At 60.7% G+C, this 17423-nt stretch carries 13 protein-coding genes, 6 tRNA genes and 1 pseudogene; 7 read left to right on the forward strand and 13 right to left on the reverse strand.

The window, feature by feature from the left end; all coding sequences use genetic code 11:
• Both ACOYXG_RS19365 and ACOYXG_RS19370 read left to right on the forward strand, forming a co-directional pair.
• The gene (locus ACOYXG_RS19365; RefSeq protein WP_096797798.1) at positions 1 to 639 is read left to right on the forward strand and encodes a LysE family translocator; all 639 of its coding nucleotides are present in this window, start codon (positions 1 to 3) and stop codon (positions 637 to 639) included.
• Positions 640 to 838: 199 nt separating this feature from the next.
• Positions 839 to 2578 carry a dipeptidase gene (locus tag ACOYXG_RS19370; protein ID WP_096797797.1) on the forward strand — a complete coding sequence of 580 codons (1740 nt, stop codon included), beginning with the start codon at positions 839 to 841 and terminating at the stop codon, positions 2576 to 2578.
• Between the two features lie 131 nt (positions 2579 to 2709).
• Here the strand turns inward: ACOYXG_RS19370 and ACOYXG_RS19375 are convergent.
• The 6 genes from ACOYXG_RS19375 to ACOYXG_RS19400 all read right to left on the reverse strand — a co-directional run bounded on the left by ACOYXG_RS19375 (position 2710) and on the right by ACOYXG_RS19400 (position 3331).
• A tRNA-Gly gene (locus tag ACOYXG_RS19375) sits at positions 2710 to 2785 on the reverse strand.
• A gap of 2 nt (positions 2786 to 2787) precedes the next feature.
• Positions 2788 to 2863, reverse strand: a tRNA-Glu gene (locus tag ACOYXG_RS19380).
• A 55-nt stretch (positions 2864 to 2918) separates the two neighbouring features.
• Positions 2919 to 2994: transfer RNA gene (locus ACOYXG_RS19385), tRNA-Gly, on the reverse strand.
• A 3-nt stretch (positions 2995 to 2997) separates the two neighbouring features.
• A tRNA-Glu gene (locus ACOYXG_RS19390) sits at positions 2998 to 3073 on the reverse strand.
• A 104-nt stretch (positions 3074 to 3177) separates the two neighbouring features.
• A tRNA-Gly gene (locus ACOYXG_RS19395) sits at positions 3178 to 3253 on the reverse strand.
• A gap of 2 nt (positions 3254 to 3255) precedes the next feature.
• A tRNA-Glu gene (locus tag ACOYXG_RS19400) sits at positions 3256 to 3331 on the reverse strand.
• 384 nt (positions 3332 to 3715) lie between these two features.
• Between ACOYXG_RS19400 and ACOYXG_RS19405 the strand changes: the two genes are divergently transcribed.
• Positions 3716 to 4474, forward strand: a complete 759-nt coding sequence (locus tag ACOYXG_RS19405; RefSeq protein ID WP_171061878.1) for a hypothetical protein — start codon at positions 3716 to 3718, stop codon at positions 4472 to 4474.
• Positions 4475 to 5140: 666 nt separating this feature from the next.
• Here ACOYXG_RS19405 and ACOYXG_RS19410 read toward each other — a convergent pair.
• The 4 genes and pseudogenes from ACOYXG_RS19410 to ACOYXG_RS19425 all read right to left on the reverse strand — a co-directional run bounded on the left by ACOYXG_RS19410 (position 5141) and on the right by ACOYXG_RS19425 (position 9522).
• Positions 5141 to 6022 carry a methyl-accepting chemotaxis protein gene (locus ACOYXG_RS19410; RefSeq protein ID WP_371917821.1) on the reverse strand — a complete coding sequence of 294 codons (882 nt, stop codon included), beginning with the start codon at positions 6020 to 6022 and terminating at the stop codon, positions 5141 to 5143.
• Between the two features lie 27 nt (positions 6023 to 6049).
• A pseudogene (locus ACOYXG_RS19415) lies at positions 6050 to 7108 on the reverse strand (methyl-accepting chemotaxis protein); the annotation flags it as partial.
• A 108-nt stretch (positions 7109 to 7216) separates the two neighbouring features.
• Positions 7217 to 8569 carry an aminotransferase-like domain-containing protein gene (locus ACOYXG_RS19420; RefSeq protein ID WP_285373759.1) on the reverse strand — a complete coding sequence of 451 codons (1353 nt, stop codon included), beginning with the start codon at positions 8567 to 8569 and terminating at the stop codon, positions 7217 to 7219.
• A gap of 191 nt (positions 8570 to 8760) precedes the next feature.
• The gene (locus ACOYXG_RS19425; protein ID WP_027612323.1) at positions 8761 to 9522 is read right to left on the reverse strand and encodes an SDR family oxidoreductase; all 762 of its coding nucleotides are present in this window, start codon (positions 9520 to 9522) and stop codon (positions 8761 to 8763) included.
• A gap of 239 nt (positions 9523 to 9761) precedes the next feature.
• On the opposite strand from ACOYXG_RS19425, the gene ACOYXG_RS19430 reads away from it, so the two are divergent.
• Entirely contained in the window at positions 9762 to 10766 is a 1005-nt protein-coding gene (locus tag ACOYXG_RS19430; protein WP_027612322.1) for an NADP-dependent oxidoreductase, read from the forward strand.
• Between the two features lie 126 nt (positions 10767 to 10892).
• Here the strand turns inward: ACOYXG_RS19430 and pyrF are convergent, their stop codons facing one another.
• Positions 10893 to 11591: an orotidine-5'-phosphate decarboxylase gene (gene pyrF, locus ACOYXG_RS19435; protein ID WP_007968913.1), complete on the reverse strand. Its 699-nt coding sequence runs from the start codon at positions 11589 to 11591 to the stop codon at positions 10893 to 10895.
• Positions 11592 to 11886: 295 nt separating this feature from the next.
• On the opposite strand from pyrF, the gene ACOYXG_RS19440 reads away from it, so the two are divergent.
• From ACOYXG_RS19440 to xopAW, 3 genes are all read left to right on the forward strand, one after another.
• On the forward strand, positions 11887 to 12636 hold the full coding sequence (locus tag ACOYXG_RS19440) for a response regulator (protein WP_041073744.1): 750 nt from the start codon (positions 11887 to 11889) through the stop codon (positions 12634 to 12636).
• Positions 12636 to 13685 (forward strand): ATP-binding protein, encoded by a 1050-nt coding sequence (locus tag ACOYXG_RS19445; protein ID WP_115989137.1) that lies wholly within the window; start codon positions 12636 to 12638, stop codon positions 13683 to 13685. The genes ACOYXG_RS19440 and ACOYXG_RS19445 overlap by 1 nt, the downstream gene beginning before the upstream one ends.
• A gap of 234 nt (positions 13686 to 13919) precedes the next feature.
• Complete coding sequence (xopAW, locus tag ACOYXG_RS19450; protein ID WP_460353460.1) at positions 13920 to 14771, forward strand: XopAW family type III secretion system calcium-binding effector; 852 nt, start codon at positions 13920 to 13922, stop codon at positions 14769 to 14771.
• A gap of 660 nt (positions 14772 to 15431) precedes the next feature.
• On the opposite strand, the gene ACOYXG_RS19455 is transcribed toward xopAW, so the two are convergent.
• Positions 15432 to 16472, reverse strand: coding sequence for an AI-2E family transporter (locus ACOYXG_RS19455; protein WP_027612318.1), 1041 nt, complete (start codon positions 16470 to 16472; stop codon positions 15432 to 15434).
• A 69-nt stretch (positions 16473 to 16541) separates the two neighbouring features.
• Positions 16542 to 17348, reverse strand: a complete 807-nt coding sequence (locus tag ACOYXG_RS19460; RefSeq protein ID WP_027612317.1) for a DUF4892 domain-containing protein — start codon at positions 17346 to 17348, stop codon at positions 16542 to 16544.
• Positions 17349 to 17423: the final 75 nt, after the last annotated feature.

Below are 17423 nucleotides of genomic sequence, written 5' to 3' on the forward strand. Positions count from 1 at the left end.
ATGTTATCGAACTACCTGGGCGAATTTCTGGCGCTGGCCACCATTCACTTTCTGGCCGTGGTCGCTCCCGGCCCGGACTTTGCCGTGACCATTCGCCAAAGCGTGCGCTTCGGCCGACTGGTGGGCATCTGCACCGCACTGGGCATCGGCGCCGGCATTTCCGTTCACGTTCTCTACACCTTGCTCGGCGTTGGCGCCCTGATGCACACCACGCCGTGGTTGCTGACGGTGGCCAAGGTGATCGGTGGCGCATACATCTTTTACCTCGGCATCAGCCTGATCCGCAGTAAACCGAAGACCACGCTCGAAGGCGAAAAAAGCGCTGACGAACCGCTGGTCGAGCAGTCGCTGTTCAAGGCGTTCAGCACCGGTTTTCTGACCAATGCCACCAACCCCAAGGCCACGCTGTTCTTCCTGGCGATCTTCACCACGATCATCAGCGCCAGCACCCCGCTGAATATTCAGGCGCTGTACGGGGTGTGGATGTGCTTCGTCAATGCGCTGTGGTTCGTGATCGTCGCGCTGTTTTTCTCCAGCAGCCGGGTACGCACCCTGTTCATGCGCATGGGCCATTGGTTCGAGCGCAGCATGGGCGTGATCCTGATTCTGTTCGCCGGCAGGCTGGTGCTGTCGATGTAAAAACGACACCCAAAGACAAGGCCCGGTCAGTTGCACACTGCTCGGGCCTTTTTCGTTTGTGCGCCGCTTTTGCATTTCTGTGCGACGGATCCCACTTCAGGGGCTCCCCTTCAACACCTTCGCGGTGTTAGTTTGGAAAAGATTTGTTTCAACTTTCAAACACTTCCACTCAACTGCCTGCAAAGGAATGCCCACCGCAATGAATTTTTCTCTCAAGCGACTGGCCGCTGCCAGCCTGGCTCTGGCCAGTCTTTCGTCGTTCACCCTGCCTGCCCAGGCCAACATCACCCCTGAGCAAAGTGCTGCGATCCTTAAGACCTTCAGCGATACGACGGCCAGCGATTTTCGTCAGTTTCTCGGTGCCGTAGCGAAAAGCGATCTGAGCAAGACCGACAACCTCGCCCCGGCGATCAATGGTTTTCTCGACAACAAGACCCTGACCGCCGAGCAACAGAACGAGATCAATCGCCTGCTGGGCATCTACACCCGCGCCAAGTACGGCAAAGCCGCCCTAGAGACCCTGCGCGAACTGGTGGAAATCCCGACCTTCCAGAAAGAAGGCGTGGCCCAGCACGACAATCCTGAGTTCATCAAGATCGCCGAAAAGATCAAGAACCTGGCCGAATCGTTCAACCTGAAGTTCCGCAACGTCGACAACCGCGTCTATGAAATCTCCCTCGACGGCAGCGGCGACGAAGTCGTGGGCATTCACGCGCATGCCGACGTGGTGCCGGTCACCCCGGAAAACTGGGTGCTGAAGGACGGCACCAAACTCGACCCGTTCAAAGTCACGCTGATCGGCGACCGCATGTACGGTCGCGGCACCGAGGACGACAAGAACGGCATCGTCGTCGCGATGTACGCGATGAAAGTGATCAAGGAAGAAAAGCTGCCGCTGGCACGCAACTTCAAACTGCTGGTGGACACCACCGAAGAAACCACCGGCGACGCGATCCCGTATTACTTCGAACACAACCCGACGCCGAACTACAACATGGCGCTGGACGGTGGCTACCCGGTGGTCATTGCCGAGAAAGGCTACGGCACGGTCATGGCCAGTTTCCCGCTGCGCAAGGCTGAAGGCAGCGGCGCAGAAATCATATCGATGACCGGCGGCCTGGCAACCAACCAGATTCCATCGGTTTCGGTGGCGACACTCGTCACCGACAAGCCTGAGCAACTGGCTGCGAGTCTGCAGAAAGCCGGCAGCGAATACGCGAAAAAACACGGTGGTGACTTCGAAGTCGCGGCCAAGGTTGACGGCAAAGACGTCAAGCTGAGCGTCACCGGTGTGTCAGCGCACTCCTCCGAACCCGAGTCCGGCGTCAACCCGGTCGCGCGGATGCTCGACTTCATCAACAGCCTCGACGGCAAGGTGGCGCTCAAGCACAACCAGATCACCGACGCTGCACGCTATGCGTCCACCAACTGGGGCCTGGATTATCTGGGTAAAAAACTCGGCGTGGACTTCTCCGATTCGTTCATGGGTCCGCTGACCACCTCGCTGACCTACGTCGGCGTGGACGACAAAGCCTTCAAACTGGCAGTCAACCTGCGCGTGCCGAAGGGTAAATCGCCAGAAGTGCTGAAGAAGCAAATCGCTGACAAACTGGCGGCCTGGAGCAAGAAATCCCACGTTGCCGTGGACTTCACTTACTCGATCGCCGAACCGATGTACCGCAATCCGGAAGGCGAATGGGTCAAGGCACTGCTGGCGGTGGCCACTGAAAACCTCGGCATGAAGCACGAGTTCGGCACGTCTGCCGGCGCGACCTCGGTGCATGAACTGCCGAACGGCGTGCAATTCGGCCTGGCCCGGCCTGAAGTGAAATACACCGGGCATACCGATGGCGAGTTCAAGACGGTTGACCAGTTCCTGCTCGACCTGCAGATCGTCACTGAGATGATGGGCCGTGTCGGCCAGCTACCGAAGCTCTGATAAGGCATGGGCCCGTGCTTCAGCGGGCCTGACGTGAAAACAAAAAAGGACCCGAAGGTCCTTTTTTGTTGCGTACAAAACGCTGCACAAACAAAAACGCCGATCATCACTGATCGGCGTTTTTGTGAAATTGGAGCGGGAAACGAGACTCGAACTCGCGACCCCGACCTTGGCAAGGTCGTGCTCTACCAACTGAGCTATTCCCGCAATGGCGTCCCCTAGGGGACTCGAACCCCTGTTACCGCCGTGAAAGGGCGGTGTCCTAGGCCACTAGACGAAGGGGACAGGCTACAACTTTCACTAATAAAAACGCCGCTCACTGAGCGGCGCTTTTAGAATTTGGAGCGGGAAACGAGACTCGAACTCGCGACCCCGACCTTGGCAAGGTCGTGCTCTACCAACTGAGCTATTCCCGCAAATGGCGTCCCCTAGGGGACTCGAACCCCTGTTACCGCCGTGAAAGGGCGGTGTCCTAGGCCACTAGACGAAGGGGACACGCTACCCGGAACACATGGTGTGTGTTTCGGTGTCCAGACCCGCATCCGAAGACTTGGTTCTGGTTTCACTCAGCCCCGCCCGAAAGCAGTGCTGTTTAAAATTGGAGCGGGAAACGAGACTCGAACTCGCGACCCCGACCTTGGCAAGGTCGTGCTCTACCAACTGAGCTATTCCCGCATTGGCGTCCCCTAGGGGACTCGAACCCCTGTTACCGCCGTGAAAGGGCGGTGTCCTAGGCCACTAGACGAAGGGGACACGCTACAACATTCACTCCCTGCCGCGTTTCGCTGTGTGCTTTACGCTGCAAGTGGCGCGCATTCTATGGATGGTTTGAGAGGTCGTCAACCCCCGAATATAAATTTATTTAAATCAATGACTTCGACCTGCTTTACGGGAGCATTCGGGCTTTTCCGTCGCCCGACGATTGACGCCTATATTCCGCCACCCGCCAAGGCGTTATAGTCCGCAACACAATGATGGCAATCTGCGCACCTTGCGCCAGCATTCATATAAGCAGTGGGCAGCCGATATAGACAGAAGCTGCTGAATCAACTCGTCGAGCGGCGCTGGGCGCCTGAATGTCCAGCCACTACACTCGCATGCGAACCCTATAAAGAGGTCTTACCGGTGACACCACTCATGATCACCCTGCTAGTCATAGCCGGGATCGCAATTCTGATCGCCATTGGCTACATGAACCATGTGGTGGAAAACAACAAACTGGAGAAGGCCCGCACCAAAGTCGAACTCAACGACCGCCTGCGCCGCTGCGGTGAGCTGACCGAAACCTTCCCCGGCCAGTTCATGACCCCGGCACTCAAGCTGCTGCTGACCCGTCTGGAGCTGAACGTCTGCCAGCGCCTGCTGAACCTGGAAAAAACCAGCGCCACGACCAAGGCAAGGATCACCGAACTCAGCGCACTGGTGGCCCAAGGCGAATCGATCCCGGTCAACAACCCGCCGGCACCGATCCTGACCGAAGCCAAAGCCAAGGACGTCCGCTTCCTGCTCGAAGCCTTGCACGGCCAGATCACCCGCGCCGCCCATGACGGCTTCCTGCCACCGAACGAAGCCAAACACTGGATCAAGGAAGTCCGCCACATCCTGGTCCTGCTGCACATCGAATTCTTCAACAACCTCGGCCAACAATCCCTGCAACAAAACCAACCCGGCCAGGCCCGCCTCGCCTTCGAACGCGGCGTGCAATACCTGCGCAAACAGCAAGACCCGCAGATGTACTCGGAACAACTGCAATACCTGGAAAAACTCCTGGCCCGCGCCAATGCCCAGGTCATGGACAAGATTGCCCCGGTTGAAGGCGAAGTGAACCAGTTGACCGAAGGCCTCAAAGAAGTCGAAGCCGATGCGGACTGGAAGAAGAAAGTGATTTACGACTGATGGTCGAGAGTTAAGAGAAGCCACCGAGAGGTGGCTTTTTTGTGGGGGGTGGGCTGACTGCCATTGCGAACATTCAGTTAGAGATTGGTTGGCAGTAAGGCCGCCTTCGCGAGCAAGCCCGCTCCCACAGTGGGCATGAGTTTATTCAGTTGGAGATTGGTCGGCTGTCAGGCCGCCATCGCTGGCAAGCCAGCTCCCACAGTGGGATAGGGTGAGTGAGTTAGAAAACTGGTCGGCTGTCAGGCCGCCTTCGCGAGCAGGCTCACTCCTACAGAAGAGCGAGATAGTGCACCGCCTCGCTCTTCACCACTCAAATGGCCGAGTGTCAGCTCGCCGAAAGCTCTTGATCTTGCCGTGCCGGCCCCTTCGGCAGGCTGAGTGGAGGGGTTCATCCGGGGGGGGGGGAGCGCAGCGACCGTTTGGCGCAGCCAAACACATCGAGAGGAGGTGCAGCGAAGCAAACCGGAGGCGATGCCCCCGGATGAATCCCGGAGCGAAGGAACCCGAGCCTAAGCGAGGGCCGAACGCCGGGGCCAAGCCTTTTGCTTACTTTTCGGCGTCTGGAAAAGTGAGCCGCTGTAAGAGCGGAACCATAAGAAGCCGTTACCGCAGCAACGGATATTCACCCAAAACCCCAAGAACCTGGTCGGCCCAGAGGCCGCCAAGTCAAAGCCGAAAATGCCCAACCATCCCCTTGAGCTCCCCTCCCAACCGCGCCAGCTCAACACTCGAAACCGCATTCCCCCGCATCGCCATCGAAGACTGATCCGCACTCGCACGAATACTCGTCACACTGCGATTGATCTCCTCAGCCACCGAACTCTGCTCCTCCGCCGCCGCCGCAATCTGCTGATTCATCTGCTGAATCAACGAAACCGCCGCCGCAATACTGCCCAGCGCACTCTCGGTCTGCAGCGCATCACTGACCGCCAGCTTCACCAAGTCACCACTGCTCTGAATCTGCTGCACCGACGAATGCGCTGCCGAACGCAAAGCACTGACCAGCCGCTCGATCTCCTCGGTCGATTGCTGCGTACGCCGCGCCAACGCGCGAACCTCATCAGCCACCACCGCAAAGCCCCTGCCCTGTTCCCCGGCCCGCGCCGCCTCGATCGCGGCGTTGAGCGCCAGCAGATTGGTCTGCTCGGCAACGCTCTTGATCACATCCAGCACCGTACCGATGTTCTGGATCTGCGCACTGAGGCTTTCGATGCTCGAACTGGCTGATGTCGCCGAATCCGCCAGTTGCTCGATCCGCACCATGCTCTGGCGCACCACCTGCTGCCCGCTCTCGACCTTGGCATCCGCCGTTTGTGCGGCCAGCGCGGCTTCCTCGGCATTGCGCGCCACGTCATGCACGGTGGCGGTCATCTGGTTCATGGCCGTGGCCACTTGCTCGGTCTCTTCCTTCTGGCTGTTGACCTCAAGGTTGGTCTGCTCGGTTACCGCCGACAGCGATTGCGCGGAACTGGCCAACTGCTCGATGCCCGCCTGCAAACCGCTGACGATCGTGCTCAGCCCAGTGCCCATCTGCTGCATCGCCAGCATCAGTTGCCCGATCTCATCACGCCGGGTGACCTCCACCCTCGCACTCAAATCCCCCGCCGCAATCTGTTGCGCCACCCGCATCACACTGCGCAGCGGCGCGACGATCAACCGGGTGATGAGCCACGCGGCAATCAGCCCCACCAGCAACGCCAGCGCCGAAGAACCGATGATCAACGCCGAGTTCTTCTTCAATTCCGCCTGCATCGCGCCGTCCTCGGCGCCATACGCCTGATCCACGCGCTCCATCACCTGCGCCGCACGCTGGTGCAACTGTTCGTAGACGGTTTTTTCCTGGGCCAGCAGGCCGGTGTACTCGGCGAGCTTGTCGTTGAAACCGGCGATGTGCCCGGACACTTCATTGAGTACCGTCAGATAGCCCTCATCCTTGACCGTGGTCTTCAACTGCTCGGCCTGAGCCTGCGCCTGGGCGGCCTGCTCGATATTGCCCTTGCCGGCACTGTCGGCATCGCCCTTGCGGCTCTGATCCAGACGAACCCGCGCCTCGTTCATCGCCTGCAACATCAGCCGCGACACCTGGCTGACCTGGCTGGCCTGTTCGATGAACTGTGCGCCGTCCTTGCCTTCGGTGTCCTTCAAGGTATACGCGCCATCATCGGCCAGACCGGCCTGCAGTACGTCCAGGTTATTGGCCACGCTGGACACCGACCAACTGGCCATTTCCAGCGCCAGATCCTTGGCCTGGGTCAGCGAGACAAACTCATCGAAAGCCTTGCGATAAGCGCCCAGTGCCTGTTCGACATCGCTCATCACCGCCACGTTGGCCGGGGACTGCGCCTTGAGTTGCGCGGCCTGAGCCAGCAAACCGTCTACGCCTTCGTGCAAGGCATCGACGGTTTTCGGATTGCTGTGCAGCGCATAGTCCTGCTCCAGCAGCCGCACCTTGAGCAGTGCACTGTTGAGCGACGACATCTGCTTCAGTCCATCGAAGCGCTGACTGATGGTCTGCAGGGACCAGACACCAATGGCAGCCACCAGCGCAGTCAACAGCAGCACCAGCACGAACCCGATACCCAGTTTCTTCGCCATACCGAGGTTGGCAAAACGTCCTTGCACGGCGGAAATCATTGCGCGTAGTCCCCTGCCAAAGTCTGTTGCCGAAGATTCGCAACGGCCATGGAGCAGCACAAGTCTCTGGCGTCGGAATAATGGCAAAAAGCTACGCACGCGTCGTTTTCAGAACGCTTGAGGTCGATTCACACCGGTACTGCGAAAAAACTGCCGGGCCCTCGGATCACAGGCATAGGCCACGTTGATCCGCTGCCACTCACTGGGTTCGCCACTCGGACTGAAGGCCCCCGGGTCGCAAAGGCTGACACCATTGCACTGCGCCTGACTGTGCAAGCGGCCAGTATCGCCCAGCGGGGCACGGGCCCAGATGAACAGGCCGCCACACGGCTTACCGAAGACCTCCCAGTCGGCGTCTTCCAGCGCCTGCAACGCGGCGACCCGATCGGTATTCAACCGTTGACGCTGGCGCTGGACCATTTTGCGATAGGCGCCATTGGCCAGAAGACTGGTCAGCACCGCCTCATTGAAACTCGAAGCGCCCATGCTACTGATCATCTTGATTCGCCCCAGCCGTGCTATCAGCGCTGGCTCGGCGTAGACAAACCCGACGCGCAGCGAGCTGCTCAGTGTCTTGGAAAAGCTGCCGACATAGATCACTCGCTCATCGAGTGCCGCCAGGCGTGTGCCATTGCCATTGTGCAGGTCGGCGTAGACATCGTCCTCGATCACTCGCACATCGTGAGCGTTGCACAACCGCAGGATCTGTTGGGCAACGCCAAGTGTCAGGCAAGAGCCGGTGGGATTGTGGTGGTGACTGTTGATGAACATCGCGACCGGCCGGAACTGCCGCAACAGTGCTTCCAGCGCCTGGGGATCCGGCCCGCTCGGCGTGCGGCGCACTTCCAGCAACTGCACGCCGTACAGGCGCAACAGCTCGAACAGCGGCGCATAGCCCGGGGTTTCGACGACAACGCAGTCACCGGCCTTCAACAATGTGCGCGCGAGCAGATCAAGCGCCTGGCTCGCACCGGAGGTCGTCAGCACCTGTTCATCCAGAGCCTCGACGCCGATCAGCCTGAGGCGTTTGACGATCTGCTCGCGTAACGCCGGCAGCCCCAGCGGGCTGCTGTAATTGAACAGACTCGCCATGTCGGTACGGGCTACCTGACGGATCGCATAACTCAGGTCGTCGGATTCACGCCAGCTCTGCGGCAAGCCTCCCTCGCCGAGTTTCAACCCGCCGTGTGCCTGCCCGCAGTCAATCCCGATCACCCCACGGCCCTGCGCGGCCACCATGAACCCGGCGCCCTGACGCGGGGCCAGAACGCCTTGCGCCACCAGCCGTTCGCAGGCCTCGGCCACACACGACTGACTCAGCAGATTGGAGCGCGCAATCTGCCTGACGGAGGGCAAACGCGTGCTCGGCGCCACACCGCTTCGCGAGATCCACTCAGTCATGCCATCAACAATCTGCTGTACGACCGGCACCATTGCCTGTCGGTCAATTCTCAATTCCATGAGCACGCAAACTCCTGTCCATTTTGCTGGCGGCAGTAAATCACAGCCGCGTCGCTCAGGCTGTGCGACAACGCCGTCAAAAGCAGCCGTTCTAACCGTTTGATACACATTGTTTAGCGGTTTAACGGAACGGGCGCCCAGCAACAGGAAAACCCGCACTGAGGCGGGTTACAGAGTCTTGCCACTCGGCCTCAGAAAGCCGTGACGCCGCCATCCACGGCCAAGGAATGACCGGTGGTAAACGCCGCGCCATCGCTGCACAGATACAGCACGGCGCTGGCGATTTCCTCGACCTTGCCGATGCGCCCCACCGGGTGCATCGCGTTGGCGAACTCGCCTTTCTTCGGGTCAGCCTCGTAAGCGCGACGGAACATGTCGGTGTCGATCACCGCCGGGCACACGGCGTTGACGCGGATTTTCTTCTTCGCGTATTCGATCGCCGCCGACTTGGTCAGACCGATCACCGCGTGTTTCGACGCCGCATAAATGCTCATCTTCGGCGCCGCGCCAAGGCCCGCCACCGACGCGGTGTTGACGATCGCTCCGCCGCCCTGAGCGAGCAAAAGCGGCAACTGATATTTCATGCACAACCACACGCCTTTGACGTTGACGCCCATGATCGCGTCGAACTCGTCCATCGAGCCGTCGGCCAGTTTGCCTTGCTCGATTTCGATCCCGGCATTGTTGAAGGCGTAGTCCAGGCGACCGTAGGTATTGATCACCTCGTCCATCAGATTCTTCACTTCGCTTTCGACGGTAACGTTGCAGCGTACGAAGGTCGCTTCGCCGCCGGCTGTACGAATCAGCGCCACGGTGCCTTCGCCCCCTGCCGTGTCCAGGTCGGCCACCACCACTTTCAAACCTTCGGCGGCGAACGCCTGGGCGGTCGCCCGGCCGATACCGTTGGCCGCTCCGGTGACTACGACCACTTGGCCGGAAAACGTCATGCTCATTGTTATGTCCTCGAAGGGAGAGATTCAGGAGGGATTTGCAGACTCGCAGCATAGTCACCGGGGCCCGTCCCGAGTCAGCACTATCAGAAGGCTGTTTATGCCTTCATCCGTCGCAGTGATAAAAGCCTGTGGGCCACTATCACTGCACTGGATCATTGCGCATTCGCCACATCAGCCGACCTTGCAGCATTGGCCTCGAGGGTCTATCAACAAGGCTTCATTCAGTTCGAGTGCCTGCCATGACCAGTCAGACCAATCGCCAGTTCCTCCTCGCCAAACGCCCGGTGGGGGCTGCGACCCGTGAGACCTTCACCTACCAGGAAGTCCCAGTCGGCGAACCGGGCGCTGGTCAGATACTGGTGAAAAACCAATACCTGTCCCTCGACCCGGCCATGCGCGGCTGGATGAACGAGGGCAAGTCCTATATCCCGCCGGTAGAAATCGGTGAAGTCATGCGCGCCTTGGGCGTGGGCCAGGTCATCGCTTCGAACAACCCGGGCTTTGCAGTCGGCGACTACGTCAACGGCGCCCTCGGCGTGCAGGATTATTTCCTTGGCGAGCCCAGAGGTTTCTACAAAGTCGATCCGAAACTGGCGCCGCTGCCGGTGTATCTGTCCGCGCTGGGTATGACCGGCATGACCGCTTACTTCGCCCTGCTCGACGTCGGCGCACCGAAGGCCGGCGACACCGTGGTATTGTCGGGAGCTGCCGGGGCAGTGGGCAGCATTGCCGGACAGATCGCCAAGATCAAAGGCTGCCGGGTCGTCGGCATCGCCGGTGGTGCCGACAAGTGCAAATACCTGATCGATGAACTGGGCTTCGACGGCGCTATCGATTACAAGCACGAAGACGTGCTGGCCGGACTCAAGCGTGAGTGCCCGAAAGGCGTTGATGTGTATTTCGATAACGTCGGCGGCGAGATCCTCGACGCTGTGCTCAGCCGTCTGGCGCCGAAAGCCCGGGTGGTGATCTGCGGCGCCATCAGCCAGTACAACAACAAGGAAGCGGTCAAAGGCCCGGCCAACTACCTGTCACTGCTGGTCAATCGTGCGCGCATGGAAGGCTTTGTGGTGATGGACTATGCCGCGCAGTACGCCGGTGCCGCGCAGGAAATGGCCGGCTGGATGGCCAAAGGGCAGCTCAAGAGCAAGGAAGACATCGTTGAAGGTCTGGAGACCTTTCCGGAGACGCTGATGAAACTGTTCAGCGGGGAGAATTTCGGCAAGTTGGTGCTGAAAATCTAAGACCACTCAGAAACCAATGTGGGAGCGAGCCTGCTCGCGAAAGCGGTGGATCAGTCGGCAAGGAATTCGACTGACACGCCCTATTCGCAAGCAGGCTCGCTCCCACATTTGGATCTTCGGTGTTGCTTAGGCGATTTCGGCCACGACCGACGCCAGTGCCTTGGCCGGATCCGCCGCCTGACTGATCGGACGGCCGATCACCAGGTAATCGGAACCGGCATCCAGCGCCTGACGCGGGGTCAGGATACGGCGCTGGTCATCTTGCGCACTGCCCGCCGGGCGAATCCCCGGGGTCACCAGTTGCAGCGACGGGTGCGCCGACTTCAGTGCGGTGGCTTCCAGCGCCGAGCACACCAGACCGTCCATCCCGGCCTTCTCGGCCAGCGCAGCCAGACGCAGCACTTGCTCCTGCGGTTCGATATCCAGACCGATACCGGCCAGATCCTCGCGCTCCATGCTGGTCAGCACGGTCACACCGATCAGCAGCGGTTGCGGGCCGCTGCGCTTGGAAAGCTCTTCACGGCAGGCCGCCATCATGCGCAGGCCACCGGAGCAATGCACGTTGACCATCCACACGCCCATCTCGGCCGCGGCTTTCACGGCCATCGCGGTGGTGTTGGGAATGTCGTGGAATTTCAGGTCGAGGAACACCTCGAAGCCTTTGTCACGCAAGGTGCCGACGATTTCCGCGGCGCAACTGGTGAACAGTTCCTTGCCCACTTTGACCCGGCACAGTTTCGGGTCCAACTGGTCGGCCAGCTTCAGTGCGGCGTCACGGGTGGGGAAATCCAGGGCGACGATGATAGGAGTCTGGCAGGCGGACATGGATGGGCTCTCAGGCAAGTCGAAATCGGCGCGCATTGTAGCGGAAGCGGCGCCAGCGCGGCACCCGATGATCGGTAAATCGTCGCCGCAAACGTGATCAGCATAGCGCTCGCGGCTATTGTGTCGAATCCGATACACAACCGACACGCCGCCAACAAGCGCCCGCGCTAGCCTCGCCAGCCGCAACACGTCCTTACATCAGCACTTCCCGCCTCACGGCAGGACGCCTATGCTGAAACCACCACCTCGCAGCCCATCTTTGTGGTTGGCGGCCTACTGGCAGATGAACAGCCCCATGCACAACACCCAGACCACCGTGACTGATGAGCAGAAAGACGACAAGCGCTGGAGCATCCGTGCGCTGATCGTCGATGACGATGTGCCGATCCGCGAGCTGATGATCGACTACCTCGCGCGTTTCAACATCCACGCCAGCGGCGTCACCGACGGCGCGGCCATGCGTCAGGCGATGCAGGCCGAGCATTTCGACGTGGTGGTGCTCGACCTGATGCTGCCCGGCGAAGACGGCCTGTCGCTGTGCCGCTGGCTGCGCGCCGAATCGGACATCCCGATCCTGATGCTCACCGCCCGCTGCGAACCCACCGACCGCATCATCGGCCTGGAACTGGGCGCCGACGACTACATGGCCAAACCGTTCGAGCCACGGGAGCTGGTGGCGCGGATCCAGACCATCCTGCGTCGGGTACGCGATGACCGTACCGAACAGCGCGCCAACATCCGCTTCGACAACTGGCGCTTGAACAGCGTGCTGCGGCAGTTGATCGCCGACGATGGCCTGGTAGTGCCGCTGTCCAACGCCGAATTCCGCCTGCTCTGGGTCTTCATCGAACGCCCGCGCCGCGTACTCAGCCGCGAACAACTGCTGGATGCCGCCCGTGGCCGGTCGATCGAAGCGTTCGACCGCAGCATCGATTTGCTGGTGTCGCGCCTGCGGCAAAAACTCGGCGACGACCCGAAAGCCCCGCAGTTGATCAAAACCGTGCGCGGTGAAGGTTACCTGTTCGACGCGCGAGACATCGGCTGATGCGAGCGCGCTTCGACACGCTGTTCGGCCGCCTGTTTGGCATGCTGTTCGTGGCGATCGTCCTGGCGCACCTGCTGGCCTTTGCCTGGTTTCATCACTATGGGCCACCCCCACCGCCACCCCCGCCGGAATTTGCCGCGGGCGTCGACGGTCAGCGGCCGCCGCCGGATCCACGTTTCGCCCATCGCCCGCCGCGTCCGTGGTTCGGCGGGCCGCTGGTGCCGCTGACTTTCCAGTTCATCTCGCTGATGATCGCTGCGTGGTACGGTGCCAAACTGCTCACCCGGCCGATCCAGCGCCTGAGCGACGCCGCCGAACGCCTCAGCGAAAACCTCGACAGCCCGCCGCTGGACGAATCCGGCCCGCGTGAAGCCCGACAAGCGGCGCACACCTTCAACCTGATGCAACAACGCATCCGCGAACAGGTGCAGCAGCGAGCACGCATGCTCGGCGCCGTCTCCCACGACCTGCGCACGCCGCTGTCGCGGTTGAAGCTGCGTCTGGAAAAAATCGACGACGACAAACTGCAAGGCCAGATGCGCCAAGACCTCAACGACATGATCGGCATGCTCGACGCCACCCTCACCTACCTGCACGAACAGCGCACCAGCGAAGCGTTGCAGTTGATGGACGTGCAGGCGCTGGTCGAATCGTTGTGCGAGAACGCTCAGGATCAAGGTGCAGACGTTGAAGTCAGCGGCCATTGCGCACCGCTGCAGGTGCAGCCGATGGCGCTGCGCTCGTGCATCAACAACCTGATGGACAACGCCCTGCGCTATGCAGGGCAGGCGCGCATCGAACTGCAGGATCAACGCGAGCAACTGCTGATCCGCGTGATCGACCACGGCCCGGGGATTGCCGAAGACAAACGCGAGGCGGTGTTCGAACCGTTCTATCGCCTGGAAGGCTCACGCAACCGCAACTCCGGCGGTGTCGGCCTAGGCATGACCATCGCCCGCGAGGCAGCGCAGCGTTTGAGTGGCCAGTTGAATCTGGAAGAAACCCCGGGTGGCGGCCTGACCGCAATCATCCGCCTACCGCGCACTTAAGAAACACACCTATCCACCGTGGGAGCGGGCTTGCTCGCGAAAGCGGTGTGTCAGTCGACTTCTGTGTTGAATGATCGGCCGCCTTCGCGAGCAAGCCCGCTCCCACAGGTTTCAATGGTGTTCACTCCATCGTGTATACCCACCGGTACAAAGCCAAAACACCCAGGACATCTTGCCCCTTGAGTCTGCACAAGCCGGTACACCCACCGGTTTTACAGTCCAAGGAGTGAGCCCATGATCGGTAGCGTCAGCAACTACACGAGCTATACCAGCACCAGCAGCACCACCCAGAACGCCCGCAGCCAGCAATTGCAAAAGGAACTGTTCGCCAAACTCGACAGCAACGGCGACGGCGCGGTGGATCAGGACGAACTGAAAAGTGCTCTGTCGCAGAAATCCGACGATGGCCTGCTGGTCAACCTGAGCAAGCAATTCGGCGATCTGGACAGCGACGACAGCGGCAGCCTCAGTGCCGAAGAAATGACCGCGATGGCGCCTCCGCCGCCTCCGCAGGATCAAGCACCGAACACCGACCTCGCCGACGCCCTGATCAGCGCCCTCGACGCCGATGGCGACGGCGCCATCAGCAGCGACGAACTGCGCAACGGCCTCACCAGCGCCGGCAGCAGCGCCGACAGCAACCAAATCTTCTCGGCCCTGGACAAGAACAAGGACGGCACCGTCAGCCAGGACGAACTCACCGCCAGCCTCACCCCACCACCGCCACCACCGCCGCAACAAGCCTCGAGCGACGAACTGTTCAGCCAACTGGATGCCGATGGCGACGGCAGCATCAGCGAGACCGAACTGAGCAGCGCGTTGCAAAGCAGCGACAGCGCCTCGACGAGTAGCACTGATACCAGCGCTGCATTGCTCAAGGTACTGGACAGCGACAGCAGTGGCGGCGTGAACAGCGACGAACTGAAAGCGGCGCTACAGGCAGGTCGGGATCGCCCGCCCGAAGAACAGACCACCAGTACCCAGACCACCAGCGAAGCGCTGAACCGGATGATTGCCAACTTGAGCAAACAGTACTCGCTGGACAATGCTGCGTCGGTGGGCAAGTACCTGAATGTGGCGACTTGAGTTGATGGGGTGATGGGTGATCGTTTCCATGCAGCGGTGTGGGAACGGTCATTTGGGTACAGCGGGAAGAGAGTAGTTGGTTGAGAAGGCCTCATCGCCAGCAGGCTGGCTCCTACAGTTGGATGGAGTGCATTCAGTTGGAGATTGTTTGGTTATAAGGCCGCCTTCGCGAGCAAGCCCGCTCCCACAGTGGGAATGGGTTTATTCAGTTGGAAATTGGCCGGCTATAAGGCCGCCATGGCGAGCAGGCTCACTCCTCCAGAAGAGCGAGATAGTGCACCGCCTCGCTCTTCACCACTCAAATGGTCGAGTGTCAGCTCGCCGAAAGCTCTTGATCTTGCCGTGCCGGCCCCTTCGGCAGGCTGAGTGGAGGGGTTTATCCGGGGGTGGGAGCGCAGCGACCGTTTGGCGCAGCCAAACACATCGAGAGGAGGTGCAGCGAAGCAAACCGGAGGCGATGCCCCCGGATGAACACCGTAACGAAGGAACCCGAGCCTAAGCGAGGGCCGTACGCCGGGGCCCAGCGTTTTGGTTACTTTTGGGCGTCTGCAAAAGTGACTCGCCGTAAGGGCGAAACCGCCAGCCGCAACACCCAAAAAAACGGATATTCACCCCCCCCCCCCCAGGAACCTGGTCGGCCCTAAGGCCGCCAAGTCCAACCTAAACCCGAGCCTGACTCTTACTCCAATCCGTCAACAAACTATAGGCCACCGCCAACAACGTAGGCCCGATAAACAACCCGATAAACCCAAAAGCGATCAACCCGCCAAACACCCCAAGCAACACAATCACCAACGGCAGATTCCCCCCGCGGCTGATCAGATAGGGCTTCAACACGTTATCCACGCCACTGATGATGAACGTCCCCCAGATCCCGAGAAACACCGCCATCCCGTATTCACCTTTCCAGGCCAGCCAGGCCGTGGCCGGAATCCACACCAACGGTGGCCCCATCGGAATCAGACTCAACAGAAAGGTCACGATCCCCAGCACCAGCGCCCCCGGAACCCCGGCAATCAGGAACCCGACCAACGCCAGAACCGCCTGCGCCGCCGCCGTACCGATCACCCCGTTGACCACCCGCTGCACGGTGCCGGCCACCAGCTCGATGTAATACCCGGCACGCTCACCAATCAGGCGCTGCAGCAGACCGTGCACAAATGCCGCCAAGCGCGGCCCGTCGCGATAGAAAAAGAACACAAAGACAATGCTCAGGGTCAGCTCGAGAATCCCGCCGCCGATCTGCGCACTGCGCGCCAGCAACCAGTTACCGACCTGCCCCAGATACGGTTTGATCGACACCATCAGCGCTGCGCCCTGCTGATCAATGCTGTTCCAGATCCCCACCAGCCGCTCGCCCACCAATGGCACGCTGCCGAGCCAGACCGGCGCCTCCGGCAGACCATCGACCTGCACATCCTTGATGAACGCCGTGGCATCGCGCACGTGATCGGCCAGGTTGAACCCGAGCCACACCAGTGGCGCCGCCACCAGCAACATCCAGCCCAGGGTCAAAATGGCCGCGGCAAGTGATTCGCGGCCATTGAGCCAGCGGGTCAGCAGACGCATCAGCGGCCAACTGGCGAACGCCAGCACCGCGCCCCAGAACAGCGCCGACCAGAACGGCGCCATCACCCACAGGCTGGCACCGAACAGCACCAGCAGGAGGATTTGCACCAACAGCCGATCGTTATTGAGCATGTACAGTCTCGAAGAAGTCAGTCGGTCAAAGAGTAGGCGAACACGCCGCGCGTGCACGCCCGATGCAGCTTACCGCAACAGATCGATGCGCAGGCCAGAGCCGTCGGCGCTCCCCGCCTCCATCCGTGCCGCCCGCACCCCCTGACCGATCAGCGCCTGACGCCAGGCCTCGGCCTTGGGTCCGGCAATCGTCACGCGTTGGGTGGTGTCGAGGTTCAAGCCACGGGAAATCAGTCGTAACCAGGTGTCATCCGGATCGCCGGTCAGCTTGGGAAAGTCCAGTTCACCGGTACTTTTGAGCTGTCGCAACAGCGTGGCCGAGGTCGGCAGCAACACGCCCAGCGGCGCGCCCGCTTCGAACTGTTCGACATGCAGGTAGGCTTTGCGATTGCCGCGGGTGATGCTGTAGAGCGCCACCAGGGTGTTGTCCTTCGGTGCGGCCAGACGCAACAGCAGATAGGCCTGTTGCTCATCGGCACCGTAGAGCTTGGCGTTACCGAACACTTCATTGGCCCACAGGCTGCTTTCGCCACAATCGCGGGCCTGGCACCAGAACAGCAACTCGGCGTCCTGCTTTTGCAGGGCTTCGCGGGCGGCGGTGAAGGCTTCGGTGGCGGAATGCTCAGGCGGCAACTCGTAGGTGACCGAAGTGGTCTGGCCGCGCGCCGTGACCTGGCCGTCAAAGCGCAACTGGCCGCTGATCTTGCGGATCGAGCCCAGCGGATAGATCCGCTCAAGCTCCACAGGAGGGCGATAGTCAACGATCTGCGCATCGGCCAGACGCGGCACGATCTGCAAATCCTGGCTGCCGGGCACGTCGGCGGCGAACGAAACGGAACTGAAACAGCACAGCGCCAACAGACTGAGTGACCGCATAGTCAGGCTCATCGGATCGGCATGGCTTGGCGGGTCGGGGGCGCAGCGGTATAGAAATCCATCGTGTTTGTCTCC

It is taken from the genome of Pseudomonas sp. G3-39, assembly GCF_054790485.1.

Bases quoted from the DNA above. Each gene is read 5' to 3' on its own strand.
- ACOYXG_RS19365 (WP_096797798.1), top strand. From the start codon at position 1: ATGTTATCGAACTACCTGGGCGAATTTCTGGCGCTGGCCACCATTCAC.
- ACOYXG_RS19370 (WP_096797797.1), top strand. From the start codon at position 839: ATGAATTTTTCTCTCAAGCGACTGGCCGCTGCCAGCCTGGCTCTGGCC.
- ACOYXG_RS19405 (WP_171061878.1), top strand. From the start codon at position 3,716: ATGATCACCCTGCTAGTCATAGCCGGGATCGCAATTCTGATCGCCATT.
- ACOYXG_RS19410 (WP_371917821.1), bottom strand. From the start codon at position 6,022: ATGCTGGCGATGCAGCAGATGGGCACTGGGCTGAGCACGATCGTCAGC.
- ACOYXG_RS19420 (WP_285373759.1), bottom strand. From the start codon at position 8,569: ATGGAATTGAGAATTGACCGACAGGCAATGGTGCCGGTCGTACAGCAG.
- ACOYXG_RS19425 (WP_027612323.1), bottom strand. From the start codon at position 9,522: ATGAGCATGACGTTTTCCGGCCAAGTGGTCGTAGTCACCGGAGCGGCC.
- ACOYXG_RS19430 (WP_027612322.1), top strand. From the start codon at position 9,762: ATGACCAGTCAGACCAATCGCCAGTTCCTCCTCGCCAAACGCCCGGTG.
- pyrF (WP_007968913.1), bottom strand. From the start codon at position 11,591: ATGTCCGCCTGCCAGACTCCTATCATCGTCGCCCTGGATTTCCCCACC.
- ACOYXG_RS19440 (WP_041073744.1), top strand. From the start codon at position 11,887: ATGCACAACACCCAGACCACCGTGACTGATGAGCAGAAAGACGACAAG.
- ACOYXG_RS19445 (WP_115989137.1), top strand. From the start codon at position 12,636: ATGCGAGCGCGCTTCGACACGCTGTTCGGCCGCCTGTTTGGCATGCTG.
- xopAW (WP_460353460.1), top strand. From the start codon at position 13,920: ATGATCGGTAGCGTCAGCAACTACACGAGCTATACCAGCACCAGCAGC.
- ACOYXG_RS19455 (WP_027612318.1), bottom strand. From the start codon at position 16,472: ATGCTCAATAACGATCGGCTGTTGGTGCAAATCCTCCTGCTGGTGCTG.
- ACOYXG_RS19460 (WP_027612317.1), bottom strand. From the start codon at position 17,348: ATGCGGTCACTCAGTCTGTTGGCGCTGTGCTGTTTCAGTTCCGTTTCG.